20 protein-coding genes and 2 pseudogenes are annotated in these 18,878 nt (G+C 69.1%); 12 read left to right on the top strand and 10 right to left on the bottom strand.

The window, feature by feature from the left end:
* Window positions 1–11: 11 nt before the first annotated feature.
* Together QTQ03_RS12660 and QTQ03_RS12655 are read left to right on the top strand one after the other, a co-directional pair.
* Window positions 12–635, top strand: a complete 624-nt coding sequence (locus QTQ03_RS12660; protein WP_289278187.1) for a mycothiol-dependent nitroreductase Rv2466c family protein — start codon at window positions 12–14, stop codon at window positions 633–635.
* A gap of 196 nt (window positions 636–831) precedes the next feature.
* The gene (locus QTQ03_RS12655) at window positions 832–1,137 is read left to right on the top strand and encodes a hypothetical protein (RefSeq protein ID WP_289278186.1); all 306 of its coding nucleotides are present in this window, start codon (window positions 832–834) and stop codon (window positions 1,135–1,137) included.
* Between the two features lie 41 nt (window positions 1,138–1,178).
* On the opposite strand, the gene katG is transcribed toward QTQ03_RS12655, so the two are convergent.
* Window positions 1,179–3,407: a catalase/peroxidase HPI gene (gene katG, locus QTQ03_RS12650; protein ID WP_502889857.1), complete on the bottom strand. Its 2,229-nt coding sequence runs from the start codon at window positions 3,405–3,407 to the stop codon at window positions 1,179–1,181.
* 171 nt (window positions 3,408–3,578) lie between these two features.
* Window positions 3,579–4,211: pseudogene (locus tag QTQ03_RS12645) on the bottom strand (MIP/aquaporin family protein); the annotation flags it as partial.
* A 355-nt stretch (window positions 4,212–4,566) separates the two neighbouring features.
* Between QTQ03_RS12645 and QTQ03_RS12640 the strand changes: the two are divergent.
* Together QTQ03_RS12640 and QTQ03_RS12635 are read left to right on the top strand one after the other, a co-directional pair.
* Entirely contained in the window at window positions 4,567–5,766 is a 1,200-nt protein-coding gene (locus QTQ03_RS12640) for a DUF1015 family protein (RefSeq protein WP_289278185.1), read from the top strand.
* Window positions 5,767–5,837: 71 nt separating this feature from the next.
* On the top strand, window positions 5,838–6,305 hold the full coding sequence (locus QTQ03_RS12635) for a ribose-5-phosphate isomerase (RefSeq protein ID WP_289278184.1): 468 nt from the start codon (window positions 5,838–5,840) through the stop codon (window positions 6,303–6,305).
* A 151-nt stretch (window positions 6,306–6,456) separates the two neighbouring features.
* Here QTQ03_RS12635 and QTQ03_RS12630 read toward each other — a convergent pair whose 3' ends face one another.
* Together QTQ03_RS12630 and QTQ03_RS12625 are read right to left on the bottom strand one after the other, a co-directional pair.
* A complete protein-coding gene (locus tag QTQ03_RS12630; protein WP_289278183.1) occupies window positions 6,457–6,768 on the bottom strand; it encodes a hypothetical protein in 312 nt (103 codons plus the stop codon).
* 26 nt (window positions 6,769–6,794) lie between these two features.
* Window positions 6,795–8,027 carry a GNAT family N-acetyltransferase gene (locus QTQ03_RS12625; protein ID WP_289278182.1) on the bottom strand — a complete coding sequence of 411 codons (1,233 nt, stop codon included), beginning with the start codon at window positions 8,025–8,027 and terminating at the stop codon, window positions 6,795–6,797.
* A 108-nt stretch (window positions 8,028–8,135) separates the two neighbouring features.
* Here QTQ03_RS12625 and QTQ03_RS12620 point away from each other — a divergent pair, with 108 nt between their 5' ends.
* Both QTQ03_RS12620 and QTQ03_RS12615 read left to right on the top strand, forming a co-directional pair.
* Window positions 8,136–8,675 carry a hypothetical protein gene (locus QTQ03_RS12620; protein WP_289278181.1) on the top strand — a complete coding sequence of 180 codons (540 nt, stop codon included), beginning with the start codon at window positions 8,136–8,138 and terminating at the stop codon, window positions 8,673–8,675.
* A 475-nt stretch (window positions 8,676–9,150) separates the two neighbouring features.
* Window positions 9,151–9,867: a molybdopterin-dependent oxidoreductase gene (locus QTQ03_RS12615; RefSeq protein WP_289278180.1), complete on the top strand. Its 717-nt coding sequence runs from the start codon at window positions 9,151–9,153 to the stop codon at window positions 9,865–9,867.
* Here the strand turns inward: QTQ03_RS12615 and QTQ03_RS12610 are convergent.
* Both QTQ03_RS12610 and QTQ03_RS12605 read right to left on the bottom strand, forming a co-directional pair.
* Complete coding sequence (locus QTQ03_RS12610) at window positions 9,789–10,721, bottom strand: PaaX family transcriptional regulator C-terminal domain-containing protein (RefSeq protein ID WP_289278179.1); 933 nt, start codon at window positions 10,719–10,721, stop codon at window positions 9,789–9,791. The genes QTQ03_RS12615 and QTQ03_RS12610 overlap by 79 nt on opposite strands.
* Window positions 10,718–11,272, bottom strand: a complete 555-nt coding sequence (locus QTQ03_RS12605; protein ID WP_289278178.1) for a GNAT family N-acetyltransferase — start codon at window positions 11,270–11,272, stop codon at window positions 10,718–10,720. Before QTQ03_RS12605 ends, QTQ03_RS12610 begins: the two co-directional genes overlap by 4 nt.
* A gap of 168 nt (window positions 11,273–11,440) precedes the next feature.
* Between QTQ03_RS12605 and QTQ03_RS12600 the strand changes: the two genes are divergently transcribed.
* A complete protein-coding gene (locus tag QTQ03_RS12600; protein WP_289278177.1) occupies window positions 11,441–12,505 on the top strand; it encodes an alpha/beta hydrolase family protein in 1,065 nt (354 codons plus the stop codon).
* 195 nt (window positions 12,506–12,700) lie between these two features.
* Here QTQ03_RS12600 and QTQ03_RS12595 read toward each other — a convergent pair.
* A pseudogene (locus QTQ03_RS12595) lies at window positions 12,701–12,986 on the bottom strand (hypothetical protein); the annotation flags it as partial.
* A gap of 421 nt (window positions 12,987–13,407) precedes the next feature.
* On the opposite strand from QTQ03_RS12595, the gene QTQ03_RS12590 reads away from it, so the two are divergent.
* Together QTQ03_RS12590 and QTQ03_RS12585 are read left to right on the top strand one after the other, a co-directional pair.
* Window positions 13,408–13,584 (top strand): hypothetical protein, encoded by a 177-nt coding sequence (locus tag QTQ03_RS12590; RefSeq protein ID WP_289278175.1) that lies wholly within the window; start codon window positions 13,408–13,410, stop codon window positions 13,582–13,584.
* Window positions 13,581–13,967, top strand: coding sequence for a hypothetical protein (locus tag QTQ03_RS12585; protein ID WP_289278174.1), 387 nt, complete (start codon window positions 13,581–13,583; stop codon window positions 13,965–13,967). Before QTQ03_RS12590 ends, QTQ03_RS12585 begins: the two co-directional genes overlap by 4 nt.
* 174 nt (window positions 13,968–14,141) lie before the next feature.
* Here QTQ03_RS12585 and QTQ03_RS12580 read toward each other — a convergent pair whose 3' ends face one another.
* From QTQ03_RS12580 to QTQ03_RS12570, 3 genes are all read right to left on the bottom strand, one after another.
* Window positions 14,142–14,402, bottom strand: a complete 261-nt coding sequence (locus tag QTQ03_RS12580) for a hypothetical protein (RefSeq protein ID WP_289278173.1) — start codon at window positions 14,400–14,402, stop codon at window positions 14,142–14,144.
* 813 nt (window positions 14,403–15,215) lie between these two features.
* Window positions 15,216–15,698, bottom strand: a complete 483-nt coding sequence (locus tag QTQ03_RS12575) for an NUDIX domain-containing protein (protein ID WP_289278172.1) — start codon at window positions 15,696–15,698, stop codon at window positions 15,216–15,218.
* Between the two features lie 19 nt (window positions 15,699–15,717).
* Window positions 15,718–16,941, bottom strand: coding sequence for a helix-turn-helix domain-containing protein (locus tag QTQ03_RS12570; RefSeq protein ID WP_289278171.1), 1,224 nt, complete (start codon window positions 16,939–16,941; stop codon window positions 15,718–15,720).
* A 135-nt stretch (window positions 16,942–17,076) separates the two neighbouring features.
* On the opposite strand from QTQ03_RS12570, the gene QTQ03_RS12565 reads away from it, so the two are divergent.
* From QTQ03_RS12565 to QTQ03_RS12555, 3 genes are all read left to right on the top strand, one after another.
* Window positions 17,077–17,394 carry a hypothetical protein gene (locus QTQ03_RS12565; protein WP_289278170.1) on the top strand — a complete coding sequence of 106 codons (318 nt, stop codon included), beginning with the start codon at window positions 17,077–17,079 and terminating at the stop codon, window positions 17,392–17,394.
* A gap of 233 nt (window positions 17,395–17,627) precedes the next feature.
* Window positions 17,628–17,843: a hypothetical protein gene (locus tag QTQ03_RS12560; RefSeq protein WP_289278169.1), complete on the top strand. Its 216-nt coding sequence runs from the start codon at window positions 17,628–17,630 to the stop codon at window positions 17,841–17,843.
* Between the two features lie 95 nt (window positions 17,844–17,938).
* The gene (locus QTQ03_RS12555) at window positions 17,939–18,877 is read left to right on the top strand and encodes a hypothetical protein (RefSeq protein ID WP_289278168.1); all 939 of its coding nucleotides are present in this window, start codon (window positions 17,939–17,941) and stop codon (window positions 18,875–18,877) included.
* The last annotated feature ends 1 nt before the right edge of the window (window position 18,878 follow it).

Raw genomic sequence — 18,878 nt, 5'->3', positions numbered from 1 at the left:
GGGACCTCACCGTGAGCGAGCGTGTCACCGTCGACATGTGGTTCGACCCGATCTGCCCATGGGCGTGGATCACGTCCCGTTGGCTGCTGGAGGTCGAGCAGGTCCGGGAAGTGGATATCCGCTTCCACGTGATGAGCCTGTCGGTGCTCAACGAGGGCCGGGACCTGCCCGAGGACTACCAGGAGCTGATGCGGACCGGCTGGGGTCCGGTGCGGGTCTGTATCGCCGCCGAGCAGCGCTACGGCACCGACGTGCTGCGTAACCTCTACACCGCGCTCGGCACCCGCATCCACCTCGGGCAGGAAAAGCGGTCGAGGGAACTGTTCGTTGCCGCGCTGACCGACGCCGGCCTGGACCCGGAACTGGCCGGCGCCGCCGACAGCACCGGCTACGACGAGGCGCTGCGTGCCAGCCACGAGTCCGGGATGCGGCCGGTCGGCACCGACGTCGGTACCCCGGTCATCCACGCCCCGGGCCCGGACGGCTCCCCGATGGCGTTCTTCGGCCCGGTCGTCACCCCGGCCCCCAGGGGCGAGGCCGCGGGCCGGCTCTGGGACGGCATCCTGCTGGTCGCTGGCATTCCCGGCTTCTACGAGCTGAAGCGTTCCCGCGAGCTCGACCCCATTTTCGACTGAGGTGCGTGGTAGGGCCCCTTGTCGACGCGGCTCGCCGGATCCCAAGAGATCCGAAGCGTCGTACAAGGGGCCCTGCTTGACCCGCGGCATCCGTCGCGTCCGCCCGTCACCGGGCTCGGGGCGGATTCGTTGGCCTCCATGTCCGCCGCATCGACCCCGCAGGGGCCGCCCCCCGCAGCTTGTGGAGGCATTCCTCATGGCCAAGCACCGTGTGCCCGGTGACGATGCACTGACCAGTGAGGGGGCCGAGGACACCACCGGGTACTGGTCGGTCGACGACTCTCGGTGGTCGGCGCTCCGCCCCGATCTCCCCACCTACATGGTGGACCTGCTCGCCCCACCCATCGTGGTCGGTGTGGCCCGGGTACCGGCCGCGTCGAGGCTGACCCCACCGGACGTCAAGGGGCCCGTCCGACCTGGCTTCGCCGTGGTACCCCGCCGGCCCGCCACCGTCGCCACATCGGCGGGGCGGCACCGCCGTGCCCTTGACCGCGAGCGTTGACCCCGTGGTCCTGCACGGGCGGTGTCAACATCGGGGGTTGGTTAGGTGAGGTCGTATCGGTCGAGGTTCATGACTTTGACCCATGCGGTGATGAAGTCGTGGACGAATTTCTCTTGGGCGTCGTCGCTTGCGTAGACCTCGGCGAGCGCGCGGAGTTCGGAGTTCGCGCCGAAGACGAGGTCGACGCGGCTGCCGGTCCATTTGATCTTACCGGTGGTGGTGTCGTGGCCGTGGTAGGTGTTCGGGTCCTGGGTGGTTGGTGTCCAGGTGGTGTCAAGGTCGAGCAGGTTCGCGAAGAAGTCGTTGGTGAGGGTGCCGGGTTTCGTGGTGAACACGCCCAGTGGTGACTGTCGGTGGTTCGCGCCGAGCACGCGTAGGCCACCGACGAGGACGGTCGTCTCGGGTGCGCTGAGGGTCAGCAGGTTCGCCCGGTCGACGAGGAGGAACTCGGCTGGTAGGCGGTGGTCTTTGCCGAGGTAGTTACGGAAGCCGTCCGCGGTGGGCTCGAGCGCGGCGAAGGACTCCACGTCGGTGTGTTCCTGCGAGGCGTCGGTGCGTCCCGGGGTGAAGGGAACCTCGACGGCGTAGCCGGCGTTCCGGGCGGCCTGTTCGACGCCCACGCCGCCGGCGAGCACGATCAGGTCGGCGAGTGAGACCTGTTTCCCGCTGGTCTGGGCGGTGTTGAACTCTTCCTGGATCTTTTCCAGGGTGTGCAGCACCGTGGCGAGTTCGTCGGGGCTGTTGACCTCCCAGCCGCGCTGCGGCGCCAGGCGGATGCGGGCCCCGTTCGCGCCGCCGCGTTTGTCGCTGCCGCGGAACGACGACGCCGACGCCCACGCGGTGGAGACCAGTTGGGCCACCGACAGTCCCGAGGCGAGGATCCGGTCACGCAGGGCGGCGACGTCCTCGGCGTTGACGAGGTCGTGGGTCACCGGCGGGACCGGGTCCTGCCACAGCAGTGTCTCGGTCGGGACCTCCGGGCCGAGGTAACGGGTGACCGGGCCCATGTCGCGGTGGGTCAGTTTGAACCACGCCCGGGCGAACGCGTCGGCGAACTCGTCCGGGTTCGTCAGGAACCGCCGGGAGATCCGCTCGTAGACCGGGTCCACCCGCAGCGCGAGGTCCGTGGTCAGCATCGTGGGTTTACGCCGCTTCGCCGCGTCGAACGCGTCCGGGATGATCTCCTCGGCATCCTTGGCGACCCACTGGTGCGCGCCGGCCGGGCTCTGCGTCAGCTCCCACTCGTAGCCGAACAGGATCTCGAAGAAGCTGTTGCTCCACCGGGTCGGCGTCGTGGTCCAGGTGACCTCCAGACCACTGGTGATCGTGTCCGGTCCCTTACCGGTACCGAAACCACTCTTCCAGCCCAGGCCCTGCTCCTGCATGGAAGCGGCCTCCGGCTCGGGACCCACGTGCTCGGCCGGACCCGCGCCGTGGGTCTTACCGAACGTGTGACCACCAGCGATCAACGCGACGGTCTCCTCGTCGTTCATCGCCATCCGGCGGAACGTCTCCCGGATGTCCCGAGCCGCCGCCACCGGGTCCGGACTACCGTTCGGGCCCTCCGGGTTCACGTAGATCAAACCCATCTGCACCGCCGCGAGTGGATCCTCCAACTCCCGGTCACCGGTGTAACGCTCGTCACCGAGCCAGGTGGACTCAGGACCCCAGTACACATCCTCGTCGGGCTCCCACACATCCTCCCGACCACCAGCGAACCCGAACGTCGCAAAACCCATCGACTCCAGAGCGACGTTCCCGGCAAGGATCATCAGATCAGCCCACGACAGGCTCCGGCCGTACTTCTTCTTCACCGGCCACAACAGCCGACGCGCCTTGTCCAGGTTCGCGTTGTCCGGCCAACTGTTGAGCGGAGCGAACCGCTGCTGCCCGGCACCCGCACCACCACGACCGTCACTGATCCGGTACGTACCCGCACTGTGCCACGCCATCCGAACAACCAACGGACCATAATGACCGAAATCCGCCGGCCACCAATCCTGCGACGTCGTCAGGACCTCCGCGATATCCCGCTTGACAACCGCCAGATCAAGCGCCCGGAACGCCTCACGGTAGTCGAACTCCCCACCGAACGGATCAGCCACCACCGGATTCTTAGCCAAAACCTTCAAATTCAACCGACTCGGCCACCACCCCCGACTCCCCCCACCCTCAGTCGGATGCGGAGCACGCCCACCAACCGGACAGCGAGCCTCACTACCCGCCTCCACATCATGAACAACGCCATCATGGTTCTCAGCCACGGGAATCCTTTCGGTGCTACGGCAGGCCAATGGGGGTCAGGAAGCAACAACAGCAGGGAACAACGAGGGCGAGACCAGCAGACGGTCGGCGTCGGGTGGTTATGACGGCGCGACCGTGGTCGCGGAGTCGGCGCGCCGCGGCACGGAGTCGGAAACCAGGTCCCGGGGCGGCTCGACCGGGGCACGGTCGTCCCTGTTGAGCGATAGAAAGACAATCGCCGCCAGCGTTCCGCCGATTATCTCGGCGGTCAGGTGAACCCAGATGGCCGACCACGAGAACAGGCCCATGGCCGCCGCACCGACGGCGACCGCCGGGTTGAACGCTCCACCGGAGATCCCACCCACCGTGAACGCGCCCACCATGACGGTTCCCCCAATGGCCAGGCCATAGAAAGAGTTGTCGGGGTGGCTCCGGCTGGTGGTAACGTTGAGCACCACGTACGCCAGCGCGAAGGTGAAGAGCGCCTCGACCGCGAATGCTGTGCCGATCTCTCGGCCCGAGAACGACAGGGCTGCAGGCTTCGGCGCGGTGAGGATCAGGCGGGTGGTCACGGCGGCCAGCAGCCCGCCGATGATGTGAACGACCACGTACCCGGCTGCCGTGGTCCTATCGATCCGGCCGCGGATCAGCGCTGCCAGGGTCACGGCGGGATTGAAGTGCGCACCGGATACGTGGCCGCCGGCGTAGATCATGACCATGAGGATCCCGCCGATGGCCAATGGCGCCAACGCATTCATGGTGCTCACGGTTATGCCGATGGTGAGCACGAGAAAGAACGTGCCGATAAACTCTGCGACGTATCTACGCATCCTGCCTCCTCTGTCGGCAAGGGCCCGTGGCTGGGGTTCATGGGTAACGGTAGGTCAAATCTAAGCATTCAGATCTTACGAATCCATGACGGACGATTTGTTCATCATGTGGGTGCCGGAGCCGTCCCATCGACGCCGCCACCCGCGACGCCGCGGCCGCACGTCGCCCAGCGCCCTTCGGTCGCCAGGCTCGTCGCCCTTGTTCACCTTTTGGGCGGGCCAGGGCGGCGACCGCCTGGTCCCACCACCTCAACAAGGCGGCGCTTCGACGGCCCGCTTCCCGAATGTCCTTCACCTGGTGGGCGGGGAGTGGGTCGCTCACCCGGCGGCGACCGACACCGGTAGCGTCTGCCACATGACGGTCGTCCATCCGATCGCCCGGGCCTGGATCACCACCGGCGGCACCGGCGCGCAGAACTACGACGAGTTCGCCGACGACGCGGAGATCACCGCGATCGTCGAAGCGAACCCGCACAGTGCCCTCGGCATCGAGATGCCGCACCGGGCCCCCGAGAGCCTGGGGAAGTCGTTCCCCGACGCGCTGCCCGACGCGGTGGCCCGGCTCGCCGAGGCCAAGGAGGACGGCAGCTACACCCCGGCCGAGCAGGTGGTGATCCTTTACCGGATCAGCGCGCCGGGCGAAGAGACCGGGTACGGGCTCTTCGTCATGGTCGACACCGACCAGATCTCGACGAGCGCCGACGAGCCGGGGCTGGTCATCCGCAACGAGGACGTGTTCATCGCCAAGGTGCGCGAGCGGGTGGCCCTGGCCGACGCACTGGGCCACCTGCTCTCGCCCGTGCTGCTGCTGCAGACCGGGCGGGGCGATGAGCTGCACGCCGCGCTCGCGGCAGCCACCGACTCGGCCGGGGCACCCGCCGCGACCGACATCGACCAGACCGGCCGGACCCACGCCGTCTGGCTGGTCGGCCCCGGCCCGCGGCAGGACGAGCTGACCGCCCTGGCCGGCGGTGGCGAACTCGTCGTCGCCGACGGCAACCACCGCAGCCTCGCCGCCCAGACCGGCGGGCTGCCGCGTTTCCTGGCCGTGGTCACCACCCCCGCGTCGGTGGCCATCCAGCCGTACAACAGGCTGGTCAGCGAACTCACCACCAGCCCGGACGAGCTGCTCGACCGGCTGCGTGCCGCCGGAGCGGAGGTGGCGCCGATCGATGGCCCGGTCGAGGTCCCGGCGGCCGGCGGCGCCGTCCACGTCAAGCTTCCCGCCCAGGGGTACGCCGTTCGCCTGCCGCACGTCGGCACCGACCGTTTGGACAACCTCGACCACGCCCTGGTCGAGCGGCTGGTGCTGCGGGATGCGCTGGGGCTGGACCCGGGCGACAAGCGGATCACCTACGTCGGCGGGGACTACCCGGCGAGCTGGTTGACCGGCGAGGTCGACGCCGGCCGTGCCGAGCTGGCGATCCTCATCGCCCCGGTGACCGTCGACGACTTCGTCGCGGTGAACCTCGCCCGGGAGAAGATGCCGCGCAAGAGCACCTGGTTCACCCCGAAGGCGCGTGCCGGTCTGGTCGTCGCCGAGTTGGAGCACTGAGCTGTGACGAATCCGCCTCCGTGCCGCCGCCCGCGCGCCGGCACGGAGGCGGGCCTGTCAGACTGCGCGGTATGCGTGTCTACCTGGGATCCGACCACGCCGGCTTCGAGCTGAAGGCGCACCTGGCCAACCACCTGGCCAAGCAGGGGTACGACGTGGTCGACGTCGGCCCGCACGCCTACGACCCGGACGACGACTATCCCGCGTTCTGCCTCCGCGCGGGTGACCGGGTGGTGGCCGACGCGGGCAGTCTCGGCGTCGTCATCGGCGGTTCCGGCAACGGCGAGCAGATCGCCGCCAACAAGATCGCCGGGGTACGGGCGGCGCTGGCCTGGAACATCGACACCGCCCAGCTCGCCCGCCAACACAACGACGCCAACGTGGTCGCGGTCGGTGCCCGGCAGCACACGCTGGACGATGCCACCGCGATCGTTGAGGCGTTCCTGTCGACGCCGTTCAGCGACAACGACCGCCACACCCGCCGGATCAACCAGATCGCGGACTACGAGAAGACCCGCATCCTTCCGCCCCTGGCCTGACACGCGGGATGGTCCTGCGGTTGTGGTGCCCCGCCCGGCGGGGTGAACCGGACCTGCCAGGCGGGGCACCACAACCGCCATGACTGGTGGAAGAGCCGGTGCGCTGACCGGAACGCCCGCCGCGACGCCGGCAACGGTCCTGGGCGTCACGCTAGCGGTGGGGGAGGTCCTCGCGTGGGGTCCAGTTGCGGCGGACCAGCACCACCTGGCTCTCCGCCTCCGCCAGGTCCTGCTCCGTCGGGCGGGCCGCGTCCCGCGCACGCATCGCAGCGGTCACGCTCACCTGCGAGGAGCCCGAGCCGACCAGCCCCCGTAGGCCGCGTTCACCCTCCTCCGGGCCGCCCCGGCGACTGCGCGGCGGGCCGTCGCCGTCGTGCGCCCCGGCCGTCGTCGCGCCCGGCCCATCGGCGGCACCGTCGGTGTGGTGCCGGTACCGGCGTCGCCGTCGTTCCGCCTCGCCCATCAGCCGACCATACCGCTCGCCACGCCTCAGAACACCTCCATGCCGGTGGGGGCACGGTGCCAGCCGAAGGCTGGCCCGGTGCTCGCCAGCACGCCGGGCCGCAGCTCGCGGACCCTACCCGCCGCGGCGAGCGCACCCACCGTGACCCCACCCAGGTAGAGTTCCCCGAGGCAGCGGACGTCGCAGCCAAGCCCGGCCGGTTCGTCGCTGGGGACGCACGTGGCCCCGTCGGGGCCGCCGGTGAGGCGCCACCGGCCGGTGTTCTCCGGCAACAGGTCGTCAGTGACCTCCAGCACCACGTCGAGCGGGGTCGCGTACCGTCGGGCCGCGAGCGCGGCGGGCAGGTCGACCACCCGCAGCCAGAGCCCGTCGACCAGCCTCGCGCCGAGCCGGCGCGGTTCGTTGACCAGCAGCAGCAGCGGCTCGTCCGGCGCCGCCGTCCGGAACGTGAGCCGCCGGGTCAGATCGAGGGAAAGTAGCATCCGCCACATCGCGAGGTAGGCGGCCGGGTTGTCGGTCACCACCTCGTCGACGGTGGTTACCGCCTTCGGACCGGCGGCGTCCCAGTCGCTCCTGGTCCGGAAGAGCGCGTACCCGTCCACCCCGTCGGGTCCTTCGTGCAGGACCACCCGGCGCTCGGTGGCGCCGCCGCGCTGCGCGGGTGGGTCGGCCAAAACGTACCCCCACCACACCTCGCTCCGGCTGGACCAGCCAGGCCGGTCCTGCCGCACCCCTTCGTACACCTGGGCCAGCTCGGTGCGGCAGTCGGCCGGGCGGGCCAGGCGGAGCCGGCCCTCGGCGGGCGTCGGGGGCGGCAGGCGTAGCTCGGTGGTCTCGCTCTCGGCGAAGAGCCGCTGGGCTGCCATGCCGTAGCCGAAGCGCGGATAGATCCGCGCCTCGCTGGCCCAGAGCACCGCGACCGGCTCCCGGCCGGCGTCGCGCACCTCGCGCAGCTGCCGTCGCATCATGTCGGTGAGCAGCCCCCGACGGCGGTGGGTCGGCGCGACCCCCACCATGCTGACGTGCGCGGCGGGCAGGCGGGCACCCGGCACGGTCAGCTCGCGCGTGTACGCGGTGGCGCTCGCTACGAGCTCGGTGCCGGCCCGGACGAGCAGGGTGCGCTCCGGTTCCAGGAGATTCTTCTCGACCGCCCACGAGTCGGCGTCGAAGCCGTCGTGGAAGAGCCCGCTGAGCAGCACGCCCAGCTCGTCGAAGTCCTCGACGCGAGCGGCGGTGAAGTGCAGTGGGGGATGTGTCATGGCTCTGTCTAACCGAACGGTGTGCTCCGGGCGACCGATTTGCGCGCTGGATACCCTCGATAGTCAGACGGGGCCGGCTGGGCCCGTCGGGTCCAGGGGAGGGACGATATGGCCGACCAGACGCAACCGTGGGCGGAGCGGACCGTCGAGGTGTCGCCGCAGCCGGGGGCCGGTGTGCCGCAGCAGCGAGACGCCTACCGGCGCGGGGTGGCCTCGGTCGGACGGCCCGGAATGCCGCGTACCGAGCCGTTTCCGACGCTCGAGGAGCCGATCGGAGCGAGCTGGCCCGGCGAGATGACGCCACGCCGTCCGATGAGCTGGCATGTCGCCCAGCTGCGTCGCGGCGGGGAGTGGAGCGCAGCCGGCGCACTCTTCGCGTTCATCTGCTGGGGGATCTGGGCGATCTCCGGTGGTGGTCATCTCGCCGCGCCACTGGTGATCTTCGTACTGAGCCTGCTCGTCGCGGCGGGACTCTTCGCCCTCGCCCGGCTCGTCGGCCGGGTGGTGCTGGAGCAGCGCTTGGGCCGGGTGCGGCGCAGCGCGCGCGGTGCGCACCTGGTGACGGCGGTCTTCCTGGCCGGCCTCGGGGTCGCGTGGCTCCAGCAGACGGAGTGGGTCGTCTCGGTCTGGAACTGGGTCTTCAACTAGGTGTCCCCGCAGGCCGGCCGGCCCTCGGAAACCCACTCCCGGGACGTCTCCGGCGCCGCCGGCGGGAACGTCCGCAACACTCCCTGAACGTCGGGCGGCCGGTGATCCACCCGTCCGCCCAGGCGTGGCTGTAGCGACCCGTCGGCCCCCACCTTGTCATCGGGTAGGTACCTGACCGGGCGCGGGTCATCCCCGTCCGACGGGGCGGGTCGACAACTGCCCACTTCGGCCGGTGGTGGGCGCGGCGCCGGTTGGCATGGCGGTACCGGACTTCATGGACCAGCTGGTGCCGTCGCTGTTTCCAGCGCCCTCGGCGCCGACGGGCGTCCGGTGCGGCTTGAGTCAGCGTTGATCGGGCTCACCAGAATGGACCGCCGTAGGACGGAACGCCGTGCCCCGAGGAGTCCCTTTGACGTACGCCGCCATGACCGGCCCGGCGCGTTCCGGCGGCTCGACCGACCGATAGATTCTCTGGATGACCGACGATGCGGCAGCTCCTGGTCAGCGGCCGGCCGCCCTGGAGCGTTTCGGGTTGCCGGCGTTCGCGCGTCGGCGGGTGGTGGCGCCGCGCGAGCCGGTGCTGATGGTCACCGGGGAAGTGGCACAGCCCCGGCAGGTCGCGTTGGCCGAGTTGACGACGGGTCTGCCGCGTACGCTTCGTCGGGCTGACCTGCATTGTGTGACGACGTGGAGCGCGGTCGGCCTGTGCTGGGAGGGGGTGCCCTTCTCGCTGGTCCTTGACCGCCTGCAGGCCGCTTGTGGGGCGAGTCCGCAGGCCGATTGGCTTCTGTTGACGGGGTTGGACGGCTTTCAGGCTTGCCTGGCCGTCGAGGATGCCCGCGCCGAGGATGTGCTGCTGGCCGATCGACTCGACGGGCGGGCGCTGACCGGGGATCACGGCGCGCCGGTGCGGGTGGTGGCACCCGGTCAGTACGGGTACAAGAGCGTGAAACACCTTGCGGTCGTGGAGTTCCACGTCCGGTACGCCGAAGGGTCGGCGGGCTGGAGGGAGCACCCGCGCGGGCGGGTGGACCGGGAGGAGCGCAGCCGCGTCCTTCCAGGGCCGGTGTGGCGCTGGGTGTGGCGGCGGGTGTTGCCCGCGTCGCGGCGTCCCTACCGAGGCTCGGACGGGGCGGGCGGTCTTGCCGGCGGAGCGGATGAGGTGGCCGATTCGCGCAGGATCTCGGAGTAGCGGCGGAACAGTCGAGGTGGCGGCGTTCCGTCCTGGCCCGCGTCTTGCAGCCGGATCCAGCAGCGGGCGAACAGGGCACGGGCGCGGGCGCCATCCCACGGCCGGGGAAGTAGCTCGGGTGGGAGCAGGGGGTCTGGGTCCATGGCGTCGGTGAAGGCGGCCGCCAGTTGGATCGCCATCGCGGCGCGGTCGGTGGCGTCGAGGCGACCGTTCTGGTCGAGCCGGATCAGGTGGCGCTCAGCGAGGTCGGCGAGCCGGGTGTAGCGGGCGGCGATCTGCGGCACCGGCCAGAGTGCGGCGGCGAGGTCCGCGGGTTCCGCTCGGCCTCCTACGCTCAGGTCGGTGCTTGTGAGGAACGTGACGCAGGCAAGAACGCCGAGGCGTCGGGCCTGCTGCTCGACCGGGGCCGCGATCGGGTTGGCGGCGACGTACAGTCCGTTCTGGACGGCGGCGCCGCCCAGCCGGACGATCTCCTCACGCAGCGCGTCCCGGGCGTCCCGGGCTGCTTCGGGAACGGCGAACGCGATCAGCTGCCAGCGCCCGTCCCACGGTGCGCGTCCCTGGTCCTGTTCGTAGGCGTACCAGACGTATCCAAGGTCGCGCGCGGCGTCATCGATCGCCTCAGGGGTGGCCCACAGCAGCGCCTTGCGTCCCCGGCCCTGGTGGGTGAAGCGCCCCTCGGCGACGAGCCGCTTGATGCACAACCGCACCTGCTGGTCGGTCATACCCAGGCAGTTGGCTACGGCGTACAGGTCGCCGGTGTCGACCGTCGCGTCCTCGCGGACCATGGCGTGCACCAGCAAACGGGTGCTGACGTGCGACGCCTCGGCCCAAGGCCGCCCTGGCCGGGTCACCGCGGCTGCGTGGGCACGGCCACGCTGCGATGCATGGTGACGACCGCGCCGAAGCCCATCAGCTGCCGCAGGTACGGCGTGCCGGCGGTGCGGACCGGCACGAAGCCGTGCCGCTCGTAGAGCCGACGGGCGCCGGGGTTGGTGTCAACGACGTCGAGCCGGACCTCCCGACAGCTGTGGGCTACCGCTACGGCGGCCACCTCGTGCAGGAGGCGACTGCCAAGGCCCCGTCCGCGCCAGTCGGGGTCGACGGCGATGCCGTCCATCAGCAGTTGACCGTCGGCGGGCCGGCGGTCGAGCAGGGCGAGCAGGACCAACCGGGGCAGGCCCCGCAGTATGCCGTAGGCGGTGAGCACATCGCTGGCATCGCCGGCGGTCAAGGCGCGCCCGGCCAGGTGGTATCCGGCGACTCCGACCACCCGACCGGCGTCGAGCGCCACCACGGCGCGGTCGCGGTGCAGGTGCGCGGCGAGGAAGTCCCGCCCCCGTTCGGGCGGGCCCAGCGCCGGTCCCAGCTTGCGGCCGAACGCCTCCCAGTACAGCTGCGCCACCCGCGCCTCCGCCCCAGCCGGCACGCCTCTGCGAATATCCGGTCCGCCACCGGTTCGCTCATCCGTCGCGTTCACACACTTCTCCACCTGGTGTACGTGCGTATCGCACCCATGTTGTACGTTCGCACTTGGAACGATCGTACTGTAGCCGAGAGATTGAGGTTCGCGGTGGAAACGCCGGCCATCACGCCACGGCGGCAACGCCGCCGCCGGCTGCTCTGGGTTCTGACGCCCGCGCTGCTCGCACTGGTCTTGCTGGGCGGTGTCGTCGTGCTCGCGCACCGCTACGACATCCGCGAACAACGCGTCGAGATCCAGCACGACGGTCTCAGCCTGGACGGCGTGCTCGCCACGCCATCAACCGGCGACGGCCCCTTCGGACTTGTCGTGTTCGTTCACGGCGACGGGCCGGTCGACGCGACCGCGGACACGTTCTACCGCCCCCTGTGGGAGTCCTTCGCCCACGCCGGCTACGCGTCGCTGTCCTGGAACAAGCCAGGCGTCGCCGGATCAGCGGGCAACTGGCTGGACCAGACCATGGCCGACCGGGCTCAGGAGGTCGCCGCCGCGCTGGCCTGGGGGCGCCAGCACCCGTCCATCGACCGGCACCGGATCGGGCTGTGGGGCGCCAGTCAGGCCGGATGGGTGCTGCCACGGGTCGCCGCCGAGACTCCCGACCTCCAATTCGTCATCGCCGTCTCTCCGGCGATCAACTGGCTCCGACAGGGGCGCTACCACCTACTCGCCCAACTCCGGGCCGAGGGCGCCGCCGCGGCCGAGGTCGACCGGGCGTTGCGCCGCCGGGAACGGACCCTCACCCTGCTGCGCCGCGGTGCCACCGTCGAGGAGTACCGGACCACCATCGACCATCCCGACGACACCATGACCGCCGACCGGTGGACCTTCATCACCCGCAACCACACCGCAGACGCCACCGACGACCTGCGAGCCATGCGCGGGACACCGGTCCTGCTGCTGCTCGCCGGCCACGACAACCACGTCGACGTCACCGAAACCGAAACCGTCTACCGGCAGTTGCTGCCGGCCGCGACCCTGCACGTCAAACACTTTCCCGACGCCGACCACCGAATGGTCCGGCACCGCATAGCCCGCTCCGCCCTACGGGCCACCCTGACCGCCCTCGTCGCTCCGCGGACCCTGTTCGCCGACGGATACCTCACCGACCAACGTCAATACCTCCAGCACCACACCACCGCGTCGCGGCGCCAGTGAGCAAGCGCACCCGCCGTGGCGCATCGAGCGGCGAGGCGACTTCCTCGTCACCGGGGCAACCCCACTCCGCCGTCTGACTTTCGACCACTACCGAGCGGCCGGCACCCCACCGCGGTGACCGGCGAGGTTGACAGACAGGGGGTGACGGCGCGGCCGTTGGTCCCCGGCTTCCTCGACGCGGGCGCCTCTTGCGGACTAGATGCGGACCGCGGATGCCTGCGCTTGGAAACGATGCCAGATCGAACTGGTTCTCCACGCGCCGTGGGCGACGCTGACGTAGACCGCGGTAGGGGCGAACACAGCGACCGCGCCGCCCAGGCACGCCAACATCGTGCCGACAATCGGTACGTCGGTTGCTACTGCCAGAACGGCAACGTAGATCGTGGCCAGCACTGCGGCGACGGCGAACGCGATCAGCAACTTCGGGGAAGGCGTCGGTCGTCGTGGCTACCTCGCCGACCAGGCCGGCTGGCACGAACAGCTCACCATCTGGCCGGACTGGATGCGGACTGTACGGCCGTACCGTGGCCCGCGGCAGACTGGCCTTGTGCCAACTCGGCCGCTGATTCGCAAGGTTCGCTTCGAGGTCCGTCCGTGGGGCCAGGAACAAGCGATAGGAATGAATGCGGCCAAGGTCGGGGCGTGCTTCTGACCTGGGCCACCATCGGGAGCGGGCGACGGGAATCGAACCCGCACCGTCAGTTTGGAAGGTGCCTTGATCTTTACGGACTGTAGGCACCTGCGGTTGGCAGGCCAGCATGGCAGTCACGCTCGGTGGTCTTCCAGCTTTGGTGGCTGGAGGTGCTTACCGGTATTGACCGCTGCATCGGGCACGGATCGGGCACGTGGTGGGAGCGAGGTTGAGATGTCCCGCAAGCGCGTCGACGGCGTATCCTCGGGCTATGGAGCAGTCGACCAGCGCCGACACTGCGGCCACGCTCGCCGCCGCCGGCATTACTGTCACCGAGGAAGGCAAGGCCCGCGCTCGCGCCAAGCTTAAGGCTGCCCGAGAGCGGTGGACGCCGGAACTGGACGCGCAGGTGCGCAAGCAGCTCGGCCTTCCCGCCCGCGCCGCGTGACCCGCTCACCTGTTCGCATCGTCCTGGACGCCTCCGCCATCGTCGCGTTCACGAGGGGCAGCATCGACGTTGGCGAGGTGATTGCTGAGGTTGCCGACGAGGAAGGCGCTCAGATCGGACTGCCGGTGCTGTGCCTCGCTGAGGCGTATCGCGTATCTGCTGGCAGCGACCGCCTAGATCTACTGGTCAACCGCCCGGCTGCGTTGATCCTCTCTCCCGATCCTGAGGATTGGCGGCCGTTGGCGGTCACGTGCGACACCGTGGGCCGGCTCGACGCCGCGAGTGCCGTGCTCATTGCCATAGATCTAGGCTGCGACGTGCTCACGGCTCAGCCGGGCCTCTACGCAGGCCTTGCTGGTGGCGGTCCGATCATCCCGATCTGACCGAGCGGCTGTCCGCACACCCCCTGGTTGACCTTCGTCGGCGGCAAGTTGACCTTTTCGTCCCGAAGGAACTTCCGGATTGGCTGAACCAGCGCCAGCATGGGCGATGAGCTGCGGAAGTGGTCCGCTGGCGTCCATAGTTGTCCGGCGGTGTGCTTGCCGGTCGTCACTCGGTTAGTCACCCAGCTTCGGGCCTACTGAGTGCCTACGTCGGTAGGCGAGCCGCCGAAGTCGGCGCTCGTACTGGCCGGCGTAGGAACGCTGCGCCCGATTCATCGCCCGCACGTCTGGATCGCTGACCGCCTCGTAGTAGTAGACCTCGGCCGGGTCCTGGTCCTCGTCAACCAGTCGCGCGAGCGCTTCACGGTCGCGCTCGACCGAGCCGGACCCTCGTATGCGAGCCCGCCAGGCTGCGCCTGTGGTGTCCGCCTCCATGCCATAGACCGTAGTGGCGTGGGCCGGTACCCGCTCCCCTTGGTGGGGACGGTCAGCTTGGGAATCGGGTTGATCGTCACTGTCGGTCGACAAACGACCAATCCCACGCGAGATACCAACTACAGAGCGTCAATCTTGCGGCGCTGCTCTCGGTGGTGTTGACCCCTGTAGACCCGGTCTTCGGGCACGCATCGGGCACGCCCACGAGCCACGCGGTGTTTGCCATCCCGTCTGCCGCCGACCCGCCCTCCGGGGAGCGGGCCGCCGCCCGGTCCGCCACGTCAAGCGGACCTTGACGCACGTACGGACGCTGGCGGGCCGGGCGGTGGTCTGCTCGGCTCGCCCGGGTCGGTGGCTGGCGGGATGGCCCTGCGCAACCACCCACGGACCGCGACCCGCCGACGGACCCCCGGCCATCCCGGAGTCGTTGCGCCCCCGCCGGAGGCGCGGTAACCGCGACCAGCTCGCCGCCGCGACCCGCCGCGCGGACCCGGCGTGCCCTTCGCTGCGCCGCGCCGCTCGGGGCGCGGCCCGGCCGGCTGCCGGCCACGAACACCAACCACCCTCGGCCCCCCACCGTCTGCGGCGGCCCCGGGCTTACCGCTCTCCGCGCCAGCCGCCGGGCGTTGGCGTGACGGCCGCAGAGCGACCAAGCGGCGCGGCCGGCGCGCGCCTAGGCGGCGGCGCGTGCGGCCCGTTGCGGGCCGCCTTGAAGACGTACAGAAACTCTGAACCGCTTCGCCGGCAGCCGGCTGGATCGAACGTGCGTTCGATGGGCTACGTCGCGGCTGACAGGCGACGACTGAGGGCCTCTCAGTCGGTGACGGGCAAGACACCCTCTTCGAGGTAGGCGGTACGGGCCTGCTTCCGGGCCTGCATGCTTGCTCGTAGCCGTCGAGCGAGTCTGGGGATGGTCAGGTCGTCAAGCTGGTGGTCTTCCACGAACGACCACTCTGCGATCTCGCCATCCCGGAAGGCGACGGCGGCGAGTTGGTCATCCGTGAGCGTGCCGCCGTCGAAGACGAATAGCATCTTGTCGCCCTCGTCTGGCCTCGGAGCCCAGTCGACCGTCAAGAGAGCGCCGATCGCGACTCGCAGGCCCAGCTCCTCGTAAATCTCTCTGCCGCAGGCCGACAGCGGGCTCTCGCCCTCCTCGACGTAGCCGCCCGGGATGTCCCAGTGTGACTTGTAGGTCGGCCGGACGAGCATCATCCGCTCTTGCTCATCAACGAACAGCGCGCCCGCCGCCACCTTGGGAGTAGCTTGCGGACGCGCGTTGCTGGCTTGGCTGGTCACATCCTCGGACTCTACGGTTCTAGGCCGTGACGTGCACGCGCTGCGCCAGGCCGGCAAGTTGGTAGCTGGGCCGGCTTCGACCGCGGCGCATCCAGTTTTGGACGAGTTGCCTGCTGATCGCGTGGTGACGAATCTGCTCGGGCGCCTTCTGTTCAGCGGCGAGCACCACCGCCATGGCCTCATCGGTTCTGTTCCACGCGCTGAGCGCTCGCGCTGTTTCGAGTGCGTGGCGTGCCTGCCGCTCGACAGGAAGGCCGGTCGTGTCGATGCGGGGACCGAGGTCGATCGCAACCTGTACGTCATCCAGGTCCATCGCCGTCGTCACACGGTGGATGGCCACGTTGGTCGGCCCGAATGCCGTCCAAAGGTGGTTAGCGTCGTGACCAAGCCGCCGCGCGGCTTGGTCCGCCTCGTTGAGAAACGATCGGACGGAGGCCCGATCTTCATCTCGTGCTGCGGCCACGGAGCCAGCCAGGAACAAGGTGCCATAGACAGACAGGTACTCGGGGGTCGCCTCGGCCAAGCCCGGCTGCATGTATGCCGCCGCGTCGGTGGTGAGCTGCTTCGCTTCGCGGTATCGGCCTGTCGAGAGCAGGGTGTGAGCGACTGAGCGGAAGAGCGAGCCAATCACAACGGCATCGCCGCATCGTTGGGCCGCTGTGAAGCCTCTTTCGGCGGCAATCCATGCAAGGTCCGCCTCCCCGAGCTTCGTAAGCAGGACGGCGGCGGCCTGGTAGGTGAGCGCCAGCAGCGCAAACGACTGCTCCTGGTCTTCACCCTGATGAGTTTGGGTCGCAGCCTGCCCGGCGGCGAGTGCCTGCGGCAATCGCGCAACGACGTATCCGTACCGAGAGGCTTGGTACGCATCCCATACGTTAGTGACTTCGCTGCGTAGTTGGGCTACTTCAGGTGGCTCTGCGACCGGCCCCGGAATGAATGGTGAGAGCTGCCGGTAGTTGAGCAAGGCTTCTCGCAGGGCGGGGACCGTCTTCGTGCCGCTGTCGGCGGTCCAGTCGAGAAGAGTGGGCTCACCAACGAGATCACCGATGCTGACGTCCAACGCACCAGCTACCGAGCGGATAACGGACAGCCGATCGAGGTCAATTCGGTTGTTCTCGACCTTGCTCAGCCAGTCGACCGTACGGCCGACGATGCCCGCCAGGACTTCTTGCGACATGCCCCGACGGCGGCGGTACCACGCGATCCGCTCCCCGACCGTTAGATCCTGACCAATGCCTCGCATGGGTCCAGTGTCTCATGTCGAGGGCCTCTGAACCCCGGAAAAGTATTCCGGGTTCGACCCGCAACCTGGCCGTACCTTGGGTTCAGCACCGAGCAGTCGTCCACTGGGGACGCGCTCAGACACAGGAGGTTTGTTGTGAAGCTGTACGTGGACACCACGAGCAAGCAGGTGACGGTGTCGAGGGACCCGGAGCCGAAGAACGATCAGAACGGCAATCAGAAGTCCGAGAAGAACACGGGCCGGCTCATGTGGTCTACCCAGGTCTTCGTGCTTGACGAGAACGGTGGGGAGGTCATCACCATCACGACGGCGGGTGAGAAGCCGAGTGTGAAGGTGGGGGACTTCCTGGCGGTCGAGCAGTTGGAGGCTATTCCGTGGGCGACCAACGGGCGTAACGGCGTCGCGTTCCGGGCGGTGTCTCTGAAGCCGAAGAACGGTTCTGCGGCCAAGTAGTCCTTCGCACGGCGTGCTGTGTGTGCTCCTGGTGTCTTCAGCGACTGACGGTTCGCTGATCTGATCACCCTGCGGTCCGGGAGTGTTTCTGGCTCCTACGTTCCCGGCCCGGCAACCCATCGGGGTTGCCACCTCTCATGGCGCGGGGCCGGTACTGGCTCCCTGCCTGCCGGCCTCGTTGCCGGTTCTTCCCCATCTGCGCGGCCGTTGGCCGCTGTTCACAGGAGGAACACATGTCGTTCCGTTACTACGTGTCGTTCAGCTTCCAATCCCCGCAGGGGATGGGCATCGCTGCCATCGACTTCACTATCACCAAGCGCATCGAAGGCGCTTCCGAGATCGCACTGATCCGTGAGGATCTCGCCCGTAAGGGCTACGCCAAGCCCACCGTGCTGGCGTTCTCCCTCTACAGCGAGCCGAAGGCTCGCAACAACAGCAACCGTCGCTGATCAACCTGCACGAAAAGCGTGGGGTCGGTACTGGCTCCTACACCTGCCGACCCCACGCCCTGCAACCCATCCACCCCCCTTGGGAGGGACGTGTCATGTCCAAGTCTAGCCCCCGCCGCTTCGGCGGCAGAAGCACCGGAACGGTGACGGTCATCGAGGCCAGGGTTCACCGTTCCTCCGCCCGCCGCGCACGGCTGGCGTTCATTCTCACGGCGGTCGTCGTCGGTGTTCTGGCCGCTGTCGTGACCGCTTCGTACTGGCATCCGATCGTGGCTCTGCTCGTCGGTGCCCTGATCGGCGTTCCGACCGGTGCTCTGGTCTGGCTGCTGGTTCGGGTGTGGCCGGTGATCCGGCTGTTGTGGTGGTGGAGCCTCGAAACCGCTCTCGCGGTGCTGCTACTCACCTGTTGGGTGCAGCTGGCCAACCACACCCCGATGGTGGTGACCCTGCTCGTGGTCGCCCTCGTCGTCGGTGTTCCCGCCGCCATCCCGGCGGTACGCCGCCAGGTCATTGCCTGGGCCTGGTGCCTCGTGGTGCGGCATCGGCTGCGCGTGTGTTTCGCGCAGTTCATCATCGCCAACTCCTCCGGCAGCCTCCCACTGATCCTGTGGGCACGTCCCACCCCGGTCGGTGAACGGGTGTGGGTGTACCTGCGTCCGGGTTTGTCGGCCAAGGACCTGGAAGGTCGCCTCGACAAGATCGCCGTGACGTGTCACGCCTCCACCGTGCTCATCGAACGCGCGTCGGAGCGCAACGCCGCCTACCTGCGGTTCGACATCAAGCGCCGTGAGGTGCTGACCGCCCGTGTGGGTTCCCCGCTGGTCGACGTGATCGACCCGACCGCCCCCGTGTCGGCATCACCCATGTCGGTGCCCACCGCCCTGGACCTGCCGGATGTCGACGCCCCGACGGTCACCCTTCCCTCCCAGGGGAAGCCCGCCGGCAAGAAGCCGCCGGCCACGACCGCCAACGGCGGCAAGCCCGCGGCCTCCGGGTCGTCCGCGCCGGACGACGACACCTCCGACTGGATCTGAC

The organism is Micromonospora sp. WMMA1363 (assembly GCF_030345795.1).
Classification (GTDB): domain Bacteria; phylum Actinomycetota; class Actinomycetes; order Mycobacteriales; family Micromonosporaceae; genus Micromonospora.
This window is presented reverse-complemented; position numbering and strand designations above follow the sequence as displayed.

Bases quoted from the DNA above. Each gene is read 5' to 3' on its own strand.
- QTQ03_RS12655 (WP_289278186.1), top strand. From the start codon at position 832: ATGGCCAAGCACCGTGTGCCCGGTGACGATGCACTGACCAGTGAGGGG.
- QTQ03_RS12640 (WP_289278185.1), top strand. From the start codon at position 4,567: ATGACGGTCGTCCATCCGATCGCCCGGGCCTGGATCACCACCGGCGGC.
- QTQ03_RS12635 (WP_289278184.1), top strand. From the start codon at position 5,838: ATGCGTGTCTACCTGGGATCCGACCACGCCGGCTTCGAGCTGAAGGCG.
- QTQ03_RS12630 (WP_289278183.1), bottom strand. From the start codon at position 6,768: ATGGGCGAGGCGGAACGACGGCGACGCCGGTACCGGCACCACACCGAC.
- QTQ03_RS12625 (WP_289278182.1), bottom strand. From the start codon at position 8,027: ATGACACATCCCCCACTGCACTTCACCGCCGCTCGCGTCGAGGACTTC.
- QTQ03_RS12620 (WP_289278181.1), top strand. From the start codon at position 8,136: ATGGCCGACCAGACGCAACCGTGGGCGGAGCGGACCGTCGAGGTGTCG.
- QTQ03_RS12615 (WP_289278180.1), top strand. From the start codon at position 9,151: ATGACCGACGATGCGGCAGCTCCTGGTCAGCGGCCGGCCGCCCTGGAG.
- QTQ03_RS12590 (WP_289278175.1), top strand. From the start codon at position 13,408: ATGGAGCAGTCGACCAGCGCCGACACTGCGGCCACGCTCGCCGCCGCC.
- QTQ03_RS12580 (WP_289278173.1), bottom strand. From the start codon at position 14,402: ATGGAGGCGGACACCACAGGCGCAGCCTGGCGGGCTCGCATACGAGGG.
- QTQ03_RS12570 (WP_289278171.1), bottom strand. From the start codon at position 16,941: ATGCGAGGCATTGGTCAGGATCTAACGGTCGGGGAGCGGATCGCGTGG.
- QTQ03_RS12560 (WP_289278169.1), top strand. From the start codon at position 17,628: ATGTCGTTCCGTTACTACGTGTCGTTCAGCTTCCAATCCCCGCAGGGG.
- QTQ03_RS12555 (WP_289278168.1), top strand. From the start codon at position 17,939: ATGTCCAAGTCTAGCCCCCGCCGCTTCGGCGGCAGAAGCACCGGAACG.